Annotated in this window: 7 protein-coding genes and 1 tRNA gene; 4 read left to right on the forward strand and 4 right to left on the reverse strand. The window is 46.2% G+C overall.

The window, feature by feature from the left end:
* The first annotated feature begins 14 nt into the window (after positions 1–14).
* On the forward strand, positions 15–1853 hold the full coding sequence (rpoD, locus tag HGO26_RS04065; RefSeq protein WP_105249892.1) for an RNA polymerase sigma factor RpoD: 1839 nt from the start codon (positions 15–17) through the stop codon (positions 1851–1853).
* Between the two features lie 255 nt (positions 1854–2108).
* Positions 2109–2185 (forward strand) — tRNA-Ile (locus HGO26_RS04070).
* 243 nt (positions 2186–2428) lie between these two features.
* Here the strand turns inward: HGO26_RS04070 and HGO26_RS04075 are convergent.
* Positions 2429–4549: a methyl-accepting chemotaxis protein gene (locus HGO26_RS04075; RefSeq protein ID WP_168823480.1), complete on the reverse strand. Its 2121-nt coding sequence runs from the start codon at positions 4547–4549 to the stop codon at positions 2429–2431.
* A 231-nt stretch (positions 4550–4780) separates the two neighbouring features.
* Complete coding sequence (mak, locus tag HGO26_RS04080) at positions 4781–5677, reverse strand: fructokinase (protein WP_028760873.1); 897 nt, start codon at positions 5675–5677, stop codon at positions 4781–4783.
* Between the two features lie 419 nt (positions 5678–6096).
* Here mak and HGO26_RS04085 point away from each other — a divergent pair, with 419 nt between their 5' ends.
* Both HGO26_RS04085 and HGO26_RS04090 read left to right on the forward strand, forming a co-directional pair.
* Positions 6097–7662, forward strand: a complete 1566-nt coding sequence (locus tag HGO26_RS04085; protein ID WP_105249902.1) for a peptide MFS transporter — start codon at positions 6097–6099, stop codon at positions 7660–7662.
* 512 nt (positions 7663–8174) lie between these two features.
* Positions 8175–9185, forward strand: a complete 1011-nt coding sequence (locus tag HGO26_RS04090) for an LLM class flavin-dependent oxidoreductase (protein ID WP_168823481.1) — start codon at positions 8175–8177, stop codon at positions 9183–9185.
* A 142-nt stretch (positions 9186–9327) separates the two neighbouring features.
* Here the strand turns inward: HGO26_RS04090 and gabT are convergent, their stop codons facing one another.
* Positions 9328–10605: a 4-aminobutyrate--2-oxoglutarate transaminase gene (gabT, locus tag HGO26_RS04095; RefSeq protein WP_028760876.1), complete on the reverse strand. Its 1278-nt coding sequence runs from the start codon at positions 10603–10605 to the stop codon at positions 9328–9330.
* A 32-nt stretch (positions 10606–10637) separates the two neighbouring features.
* Positions 10638–12086: an NADP-dependent succinate-semialdehyde dehydrogenase gene (gene gabD / locus HGO26_RS04100; RefSeq protein WP_168823483.1), complete on the reverse strand. Its 1449-nt coding sequence runs from the start codon at positions 12084–12086 to the stop codon at positions 10638–10640.
* Positions 12087–12096: the final 10 nt, after the last annotated feature.

Consider the following 12096-nt stretch of genomic DNA (forward strand, 5'->3'; position numbering starts at 1 on the left):
CTTGGATGATATCTATGGATCATACTCCGCAGTCGCAACTTAAGCTGTTGCTTGCCAAAGGTAAAGAGCAAGGTTACTTAACCTATGCAGAAGTGAACGATCACTTACCTGCAGACATGGTCGATTCTGACCAGATCGAAGATATTATCCAGATGATAAATGACATGGGTATCCGGGTGTTCGAAGAAGCCCCCGATGCCGATGACATGATGATGTCGGAAGACAACACAGACGAAGATGCAGCAGAAGAAGCCGCCGCAGCACTGGCAACAGTAGAAAGCGAACTTGGCCGCACAACCGATCCCGTACGCATGTATATGCGTGAAATGGGTACCGTTGAGCTTCTGACCCGCGAAGGCGAAATTGTTATCGCCAAACGCATCGAAGAAGGCATCAACACAGTTCAAAGTTCAGTCGCCGAATACCCACAAGCGATCGCTATGATCCTTGAGCAATTCGACCAATTTGAAGCCGACGAACTGCGCTTATCTGATATTATCTCTGGATTTGTAAACCCGGACGAAGATGACGTCGCCCCGACCGCCACTCACATCGGCTCAGAATTATCTGAAGAAGAGCTGGACGATGAAGATGACGAAGAGGATGACGATGACAGCGAAGATGAAGAAGAAGGCAACAAAGGGCCTGATCCTGAAGAAGCTCGTGAAAGATTCGGTCAACTCAGAGCCGCTTACGAAAGCGCACTGAAAATTATCGAAGCTAAGGGCCGTGAACACCCTGAATCGGTAAAAGCCCTCTTCGAAATCGGCGAAATTTTCAAAGAATTCCGCTTAGTACCTAAGCAGTTTGACCGTTTAGTCAAAAGCATGCGCACTATGATGGACCGCGTGCGTGTTCAAGAACGTTTAGTGTTAAAACTGTGCGTTGAACAAGCCAAAATGCCGAAGAAAAACTTCGTCAAATTCTTCACTGGCAACGAAACCAACCTTGATTGGTTCAACACTGAGAAAGCCTCAACGAAACCTTATGCCGAAGGCCTAAGAATGGTTGAAGATGACGTCATTCGTTGTCGTACCAAGCTTGCAGCAGTAGAAGAAGAAACTGGCTTAGCGATTTCTGCCATTAAAGACATCAACCGCCGTATGTCAATCGGTGAAGCCAAAGCGCGCCGTGCGAAGAAAGAAATGGTTGAAGCCAACTTACGTCTGGTAATTTCTATCGCGAAGAAATACACCAACCGTGGTCTGCAATTCTTGGACTTAATCCAAGAAGGTAACATTGGCTTAATGAAAGCCGTGGATAAATTCGAATACCGTCGTGGTTACAAATTTTCGACCTATGCAACTTGGTGGATCCGTCAGGCGATTACCCGCTCTATCGCCGACCAAGCGCGTACTATTCGAATTCCAGTACACATGATCGAAACGATCAACAAGCTGAACCGTATCTCTCGCCAAATGCTACAGGAAATGGGCCGCGAGCCTTCACCTGAAGAACTGGCTGAGCGTATGATGATGCCGGAAGATAAGATCCGTAAGGTATTGAAAATAGCTAAAGAACCTATCTCCATGGAAACCCCAATCGGTGACGATGAAGATTCGCATTTAGGTGATTTTATCGAGGATACTACCCTCGAATTACCACTGGATTCAGCGACCAGCGAAAGCTTGAAAAACGCCACCCACGAAGTGTTAGCAGGTCTAACCGCCCGTGAAGCGAAAGTGCTGCGTATGCGTTTTGGTATCGATATGAATACTGACCATACACTTGAAGAAGTGGGTAAGCAGTTCGACGTGACCCGTGAACGTATTCGTCAGATTGAAGCTAAGGCACTGCGCAAACTGCGTCACCCTTCACGCTCAGAAATCTTAAAATCATTCCTAGATGAATAGGCCGTTATAAACCTAAAGTCATCTAAGTAAGATCTGAAGCCCTGCCCATGCAGGGCTTTTTATTGTCTTTCCCACGCTAATATTGACATCAGCACAGCATCGAAGCCTTAAATTTAGGCGACGATAGCATTTAAGTTGATTAACAGATAACCAATTGAATCAGTTGCGTGAATTTCCAGCCAAAACACGGGTGACAAGCGTAAGTAAGCTTAGTATACTTCCTCCCGCTTCAGGTAATGACGATTACCTTAAGTCGGCCCCTTAGCTCAGTTGGTTAGAGCACACGACTCATAATCGTTAGGTCCACGGTTCAAGTCCGTGAGGGGCCACCACCCGATTCAACAAAAAAGCCCATTGATTCAATGGGCTTTTTTGTATCTAAAAACTGATCTCCGCTAGTTATCACACAATATCCGTGTATTTACACATTCCCCTCGCTGAACTGTTTTAAATTTTTAGCCTATTCGATGTTATTTAAATATCCATAAAAATAGGCTCTTTGATAAGTGTTAAGCAGCAACACAATCAAAGAGTCTATTTAAAATCAATGAGCTAATTCCACAAATATCTGAGTGCTAGGTTTTTAACTTGCCTAACTGCTCATGTTGCTGCTTCACTAAGCTTGCTAAAACTACACTGCTTTGCTGTGCTTCACCCGCAAGACGCGCAAGTTCAGAAGCCGAATCAGAAATGCCTGTAATATTGCGATTAACCTCTTCAGTCACCGCGCTCTGCTCTTCTGCCGCTGCCGCGATATGGGTAACTTGGCCCGAAATTTCTTCAATCTGACTCACCATTGAGTTCAATGAGTTCAGCGCTTGCTCAGTTTGAGATACGGCCATTTGTGCCCGTTCAGCACCTTTATCTATGATGCCAGAAGCACTTTGAACTTCTTTTTGCAGTGCATCGATAAGAGTACTAATATCATTCGTCGAGCTTTGAGTCTTAGATGCCAGCGCACGGACTTCGTCAGCCACCACAGCAAAACCCCGTCCTTGTTCACCCGCCCTCGCCGCCTCAATCGCCGCATTTAGTGCCAGCAGGTTTGTTTGTGCGGCAATGGAGCTGATCACCTCAAGAATACGACTAATATTCATACTGCTGTCAGCGACTTTACTCACGGCCAGCTTAGCTTCCATTGACTCTTTAGACATAGTCGCCACAAAGCCCATCGCCTTAGTCAGACTTTCTTCACTGTGACGAATGTTGCGTGACATAGCTTCTGTTTCTGCAGCGGTTTGCTCAGACGCCTTAGCAACCTCAAGTGCGGTGGCACTCATTTGGTTTACGGCCGTTACCACACTCTCAATTTCACCATATTGACGATTGACACTATCACGCGTGAGCTGGGCAATTTTCGCTGAAGCTTGGCTTTCTTCCTGAGAACGACTCGCGAGGGTTTTAAGCTCGGCAATCAAGTTTTTCAGTTTATAAATAAAGGAGTTGAAACCTTTTGCTAACGCAATCAACTCTGCATGGGAGTCCACTTCTATCGATTGCGTTAAATCGCCATCAGCGCTTGCTAGGTGTTCTACACGGCCTTGGATCATCTTTAAGGGTGAAATAATGCTACGGATCACTAGGCTAATCGTAATCACAGCAGCAATCGACACGACAACACCGACCATGAGCAACAAACTCCCCAAGGAAGTTGCCATTTCATCCATATCATTATTCAACACAATCGAACTCTTGTACGCCTGCGCAGTCGGCACTTGGATCACTAAGGACCACTCGGCATTCGCTAAAGGGATCTTAATTGGGTAGGCAACAATAATTTCATCATCGTTAACCATGTAACCCGAGTTCTTGTGTAACGAGATGATTTGTGAGGCAATAGCTGGATTTATTGACTCAGCTAAAGGGCGAGCCTTTTTACTGTAATGACTTGCTGCAACCACTAAACCGCGGGTACTCAATAAAGTTACTTTCGCTTGCCCATCGTAGAGGCTCTTAGATAACTTATCGATAAGGGTTTGAAAGACGGGTAAGTTTAAATCAACACCGACCACACCGATAAACTGTTTACGCTTAAGCACAGGAACAGTTAGCGAGGTCATTAATGCTTTGTTACCGGGAGTTATTTCGTATAAATACGGCTCCATTAGACAGGGCTTTAAGGTTTCTTTACCGCATAAATACCATTCTGCATCACGGATCCCAAATTCATTTAGGCTAGTAAGGTATTTTTCTGACGAATCTTCAACCTGTTGATGTGCAACAGTGCCATTGTCATCACGGGTATAGTAAACCTCTAGGGCACCTGATGTCGTTACACTGTGGCTGGAATTAATATTCAGAAACTCAGTATCGAGCCCATCATAACCATTAGGTTCAAACTGGGCATACATGGAGGAAACTTGTGCATTTTTCTTAAGCACAGCCGCCACAGTGAGTTCTAAACGATCACGCTTTAAGGGAAGTTCTTCTGCCGTACTCTCCACCATACCGGCAAAAGAGTAAGGAATACGATAGGCTTCGTTAATAAATCCAGCGACCATTTCGCCATATTCACCGGCGCGGGCTTCGAGTTTATCCCGCGTTTCAGTTTGTAGGGTATTTTGAACTTGATCCGATAATTGCGCGTTTTGAGCCGACAGTGTCCACCATAAACTGATAGATAAAATAGCCACTATCGATAAAAATAATGCTGATGTAATCCACAACAACTTAGTACTGATGGACAAATGCTTCATCTAGTAAACTCCCAAGAGAACGACAATAGCGTAATTATTTTGATCTACTTTATTTTTATACTTTCTATACAGCATTAAAAATAGCACTTAGGGTAAGAATTACCAGTACTTAAGATAAAGAGTTGTCAATGAAATGTAAAACTTTTGAATGACTAAATCAAAAAAAGGCCAAATTCAAATAAATGAATTCAGCCTTTAATATCAAACACTATTCTTGATTGAGTCTAGGTATTAGCGTCCCCACAACCAAGCGGCGCCACGCACCCCAGATGAAGCACCATAATAATTTTTAACAACGGGTGTGTGGCACTCTCGGCCAACCACATAGAGCGGCAAAATTTTCGGTAATTCGGTATAAATAGCATCGATGTTAGACACGCCGCCGCCAAGGACGATAACATCAGGATCCATCATATTGATCACATGGGCCAATGAACGGGCTAAACGATCAATAAAGCGGTTAAATGCTTGAGTTGCCAGCGGATCTCCCGCTTGCATCATTTGGGCAATTTCAATACCGCTGTCAGCAACACCGCCCGCAGCGCGAAAGTCGCGAACAAAACCCGTTCCAGATATAAACGTTTCGATACAGTCTCTATTACCACAAAAACACGTCGTGGTATTAAATTCATCTGCTTTCATCCACGGTAAAGGATTATGGCCCCACTCACCACCAATACCATTGCCACCGTCATGTACTTGGCCTTTAATTGCGATACCAGCACCACATCCCGTTCCAATAATGGCACCAAATACAACTGACTTTCCTGCGGCAGCGCCATCTACCGCTTCTGATACGGCAAAACAGTTCGCATCATTAGCAATTTTTACTTTACGATTTAATCGAGTCCCCAGATCCACATCGAGTGGATGACCATTGATCCAAGTTGAATTAGCATTTTTTACTAGACCAGTAAAAGGAGAAACAACCCCAGGAATACCTATTCCGATAGTGGCGGTTTGCTGCAGGCTGTCTTCGACTTCAGTTACCAATGCAACCAAAGCATTGACTGTCGCAACATATTCTCTCGGTGTCGGGATGCGTTTACGAAAGACTTCGTTACCATCGCTATCTAATGCGACTACCTCGATTTTTGTGCCACCAAGATCGATACCAATTCGTAACATTCATATACTCCGTTTAAATATATTTAACGCAAAGCGGTGCATTAACAACCTGATGCATATCTGCAACTGTAGAGACGCTGCTAAGTAGAACTTTTCGTTTTAAAGTTATCTACATTAGAATTTCCAAGCGCACTATGCCTGTTGGACAAACAGCAATCAACCTCAATGTATTTAAATACACCATAGCGCATACCCGCACATGCCATTATCTGCTTATCCGATAGTACTGCGAATGTTCCTTGATTTATCCGCAGCAGAAAAACTTAGATAGAACTGTACCCGCTTAAATCCACCTTAAAATTGATAAGGTCATTTGTAACAAAGTCTGTTTTTGCCTATGTCTGCCATTGGTTTGAATTGGTTATCGCCTTATACTTTTGAGCTCAAATATTAAAACAACAATGTTGGAAGCAAGCGATATGACTATTGGGACTGCTCCGGTAAGTAAAACACATTCATTTATGACTGTGTCTCTTATCGAATTATGGGAACGCTTTGGTTATTACGGCATGCAAGCGCTGATTGTGTACTTTATGGTGCAGCGTCTTGGCTTTGATGACTCACGTGCAAACTTAGTATGGAGTGCCTGTGCGGCACTTATTTATGTATCACCGGCGATTGGTGGCTGGGTTGGGGATAAAATTCTCGGCACCAAACGCACTATGCTGCTCGGTGCGGGGATCCTCTCTCTGGGTTATGCGCTAATGGCCGTACCCACTGAAAATACGTGGTTTATGTTTTCAGCGCTCGGCGTGATTGTGGTCGGTAACGGCCTATTCAAGCCGAATGCGGGTAACTTAGTCCGCAAGATTTACGAAGGTGACGATTCTAAAATCGACAGTGCGTTTACCATCTATTACATGGCGGTAAACGTGGGTTCGACCTTCTCTATGTTGCTCACGCCTTGGATTAAAGATTACGTTAACGCCCAATATGGCAACGAATTTGGCTGGCATGCCGCTTTTGCCGTGTGTTGTGTCGGCATATTGGTGGGTTTAGGCAACTATGCACTTATGCGTAAGAGTCTAGTCCATTACGGTTCTGAGCCAGACACTCGCCCAGTGAACAAGAAAAACCTCGCGATTGTATTGGGTCTATCCGCATTGTCGGTTGTCGCTTCAGCCATTATTCTTGAATACGAAGCTGTTGCGCGCGTCTTCGTTTATGCAGCAGGCGTAGCCGTATTGGCAATCTTCTTCCACTTGATCCGCACCAGCGAAACCAGTGAAAGAGCTGGACTGATTGCAGCACTGATCCTTACGGTGCAAACCGTGTTCTTCTTTATTTTCTATCAACAAATGTCAACGTCACTCGCGCTGTTTGCCCTGCGTAACGTGGATTGGGATTTTCAAGTTTTTGGTACCCACTTGTGGACTTGGTCACCTGCCCAGTTCCAAGCATTAAATCCATTATGGATTATGGTATTAAGTCCAGTACTCGCATGGAGCTATTCATGGGCTGGACGCAATGATAAAGACTTTTCTATCGCGGCGAAGTTTGCCCTCGGTTTTGCCGTTGTGGCGATCGGCTTCTTTATCTATGGCTTTGCGGGCCAATTTGCAGTCAATGGTAAAACCTCTTCATGGATCATGATCTGGGGCTATGCCTCTTACTCTTTAGGGGAATTGCTGGTGAGTGGTCTTGGACTTGCCATGATTGCTCGCTACGTACCTGCGCGTATGGGCGGCTTTATGATGGGCGCCTATTTCGTCGCCTCAGGTATTTCACAGTATCTGGGCGGTGTGGTCGCTAACTTCGCCAGTGTGCCAAAAGATTTAGTCGACCCACTGCAAACCTTGCCCGTATACACAAGTCTGTTTAATAAGTTAGGTATCGCGGCTGTAGTCTGTACCTTTATCGCCCTTGCAGTATTACCTCTGATGCGTCGCCTGACTGAGACTCACCATTCACACAACAATGCTGCTGATGATGATATTAGTGAAAGTGCTGCGGCATCGCTACGGGATGTGAAAGCCGAGCAGTAATGCTCGACTGACAATAGCGATTTTTCTATTGCATAACATTAACTGCCGATAGCCCTGCTATCGGTAGTTTTTTTATCACTTCATTCAACATCGTTTATACCCTTATATTGCTACTCATAACCAAATGAGCTTTAGCGAAAGTCATGCAATCCTACTGTGACTGGCTTAGCGCTGAGTTGCTGAGAATAAGAACTTCAGTTCCACATTATCGGCCCTCACACGCGAATGACTTCAGCCCCTCAATTTGTTACAAAGCGAGTACACACTCAGTTGCATAGCGATGCTCAAGTGCAGACTCACATTGAAATAATGAAGGGGAAAGTGTTATCCATTAAAGCTTGATAAGCCGTGTCGTTAACCCCATATCAATATCACTGAATACCTTTATTCATCAAGACTGAGCCGTTAACGCTTTTTCTTAGCAATGAGCCTAGCAATGCAACAAACAATACGCTAACACAGTTAGCACCTCTTGTTATCGCTAGCAAAAACGGCAGTCACTTGGAGACACTATGTCACAGCAGACATCAATATTGGCCGATATTCCCTTCTCGCTATTGGAACTCGCGCCCATGCGCCAAGGCTCAACCGTAGGCGAAACGCTTCAAAACAGTTTGCAGTATGCCAAGGAAGCCGACAGACTCGGCTTTAATCGTTTTTGGTTTGCCGAACACCACAATATGCCCGGTATCGCCAGCGCGGCGACCTCGGTATTAATTGGTTATATTGCTGGCAATACGCAGCGTATTCGCGTCGGCGCGGGTGGCATTATGCTGCCAAACCATGCGCCTTTAGTGGTCGCCGAACAGTTTGGCACCCTTGAAAGCTTATATCCAGGTCGTATCGATTTAGGACTGGGACGCGCACCTGGCAGCGATCAAATTACCAGCCGAGCACTGAACCGTGATACCAGTCGCGCCGAACAATTCCCTGAAGAAGTCAGTGAATTACAAACTCTACTTGGCCCTTACAATGGTCGTCATGCGGTGCGAGCGATTCCCGGAGAAGGTACTAATGTGCCAATTTGGTTATTGGGCTCGAGTTTTTTTAGCGCACAGTTAGCGGCGCAGCGTGGTTTGCCCTATGTGTTTGCGGGCCACTTTGCACCACGTTTTCTCTACGATGCGATTGAAATCTATCGCCGCGACTTTAAACCTTCTCAAGTGCTTGATAAACCCTATGTGATGCTTGGCTTACCGTTAGTTGCCGCCGATACAGATGAAGAGGCCCAATATTTGGGCACGACCTCAAAACAGCGCGTGCTGGCACTTATCCGTGGTCACGAGTTATGGCTAAAGCCACCGGTTGACACTATGGATGGCTTATGGAGTGCGCAAGAAGAAACCTATGTCGATAATTTCTTAGGTTTATCAGTTACTGGTGGCCCAGCGACGATTAAGCATCGTTTGGAAATGATCGTAAAAGAACTCGGCGTGAATGAGTTTATCTTCACCAATGACTTGTATGATCTTGATAAACGCAAAAAAGCATTACAGATCCTAATGGATATTAAAAAGTGGTGATTCATTTAACTAATGAGTGCTGAAAGTCACTGGCAGTAAAAACAACCAACTCCAAAACAATCGCCCCAATAAAAATCCCGCCGAAGCGGGATTTTTATTATGCAAAACTGTCATCTAAAACCGTTTTTATATCAAAGTGATATTAGCTTTTCAGTACGGCATTGAAGCTGGCGTTAAGAATACCAAGGCCTGCATCAATTTGTGCATCCGGCGCCGTTAATGGCACCAAAATGCGCAGCACATTACCGTAAGTACCGCAGGATAATAAAATCAATCCACGGTCACGGGCATCGCTCAACACTTGCGCGCAATAGTGCGGTGCAGGTTTACCTTCTTCCATCAGTTCGATGGCGATCATAGCGCCTAAACCACGCACATCGGCGATTTGCGCATGTTCGACCTGCATTACATTCAGGGCAGACTTAATGCGCTCACCAATGGCATTAGCCCTTTCTAGCAACTTTTCTTCTTCAAACACTTCAATGACAGCAAGCGCAGCAGCGCACGCTAACGGATTACCACCATAAGTACCGCCAAGACCACCGGGACCCACTGCGTCCATGACTTGGGCGCGGCCGGTAATACCTGAGAGTGGAAAACCACCCGCGATAGATTTAGCAAAGGTCGTGATATCTGCAGCAACACCCATTTGCTCCATAGCGAAGAAAGTGCCAGTACGGCCCGCGCCTGTTTGCACTTCATCGGCGATCAGCATAATGCCTTCACGGTCGCATAGTGCGCGTAAACGTTGCATAAAGGCGGGCGATGCGGCGTAGAAACCACCCTCGCCCTGCACTGGCTCTAAAATAATGGCGGCGATATCACTCGGCTCAGCATCATTTTTAAAGATACGTTCAATCGAGGCCATAGCATCATCATCGGACACGCCATGCATTTCGCACGGGAACTCGGCGCGGAACACATTCGCCGACATCAGCCCCATACCTTTACTGTAAGGCGCAACTTTTCCGGTCAATGCCAAAGCCGCAATAGTGCGACCATGGTAGCCCGAGGTAAACGCAATCACGCCAGCACGTTTGGTATAGGCACGCGCCACTTTAACTGCGTTTTCAACCGCTTCTGAACCACTAGTGAATAGTGCCGTCTTCTTGGCAAAATCCCCAGGAACCAGTTGATTGAGCTTTTCACATACTTGGATATAGCTCTCGTAGCCGAGCACCATAAAACAGGTATGGGAGAAATTATCCAGCTGAGCTGCAACCGCCGCCTTCACTTTAGGGTGAAGGTGACCCGTATTGAGCACGGCAATGCCGCCCGCAAAATCGATAAACTCGCGACCTTCAACATCCCACACAGTCGCATTTTCAGCGCGGGCGGTAAAAATAGGGTGAATTTGCCCGACACCACCCGCAACTGCGGCTTGGCGACGTGCCATCAATGAATCATTGGTTGTTGTCATTTAGTCTTCCTCACACGCCAAATCGGGCCGTATTAAACGGACATGCAGATGTATTTGATTTCTAGATATTCTTCGATACCGAACTTAGAGCCTTCACGGCCCAGTCCAGAGGATTTCATCCCACCAAAGGGCGCGACTTCCGTCGAAATCAAACCCGTGTTGACCCCAACCATGCCATATTCCAAGGCTTCGGCGACTTTCCACACCAATGAAATATCGCGGCCATAGAAATAGGCGGCGAGGCCAAATTCAGTATCATTAGCTTGTTTGATCACATCGTCGACATCGCTGAATTTAAACAGCGGCGCGAGTGGACCAAAGGTTTCTTCGCGGGCAACAAGCATGCTTTTATCGACATTGGTGAGCACGGTTGGCTCGAAGAAATTACCGCCAAGATCATGAACTTTGCCGCCCGCGATCACAGAGGCGCCTTTAGCGATAGCATCGATAAGGTGACTTTGTACTTTCTCGACTGCGGCAGCATTGATCAACGGACCCGTAGTGACGCCCTCGTTAATGCCCTCTCCGACCTTAAGCTTGCCCACTGCAGTGCTGAGTTTTAAGGCAAACTCGTCATATACACCGTCTTGCACATAAATGCGGTTAGCGCAGACGCAGGTTTGGCCGGCATTACGATATTTAGCTATCATGGCGCCTTCGACAGCGGCATCGATATTGGCATCGTTAAATACGATAAATGGTGCATTGCCGCCAAGCTCTAGCGACAGTTTTTTTAAGGTAGGCGCACATTGCGCCATTAATTTAATACCAATATTGGTTGAGCCAGTGAAAGACAGCTTACGCACTATCGGGTTGCTGCACATTTCATTACCAATCTGCACCGCATCACCCGTTAACACACTAAATACGCCAGCAGGAATACCGGCACGCTTAGCAAGTTCAGCCATCGCTAATGCGGTAAAGGGTGTTTGGTGCGCAGGTTTTACCACCATAGTGCAACCCGCAGCTAACGCTGGAGCGGCTTTGCGGGTGATCATAGCAGCAGGAAAGTTCCACGGAGTTATCGCAGCGGTTACACCGACAGGCTGCTTAATTACCATCAAGCGCTTATCTACTTGATGCCCAGGAATGGTATCGCCATAAATACGTTTCGCTTCTTCGGCAAACCACTCGATAAACGAAGCGGCATAGGTTACTTCACCTTTCGCTTCTGCCAGCGGTTTACCCTGCTCAGTCGTCATGAGCAATGCTAAGTCATCACTATTTTCATTGAGTAATTCAAACCAACGCCTTAACTTAGCGCCGCGCTCTTTGGCTGTCAGCGCTCGCCATGCAGGTAAAGCCGCTTCTGCCGCCTTAATCGCCATTTCAGTTTCAACTTGTCCCATATTAGGAACGTAGCCAATCACGGCATTGGTTGCGGGATTAACCACCTTTAGCGTGTCACCAGAAACGGCATCACACCATTGACCATTAATAAAAGACTGTTGACGTAGCAAACTCGGATCATTTAATTGCACAAGGATTTCC

Source organism: Shewanella oncorhynchi (assembly GCF_012584455.1).
Lineage (GTDB): Bacteria > Pseudomonadota > Gammaproteobacteria > Enterobacterales > Shewanellaceae > Shewanella > Shewanella oncorhynchi.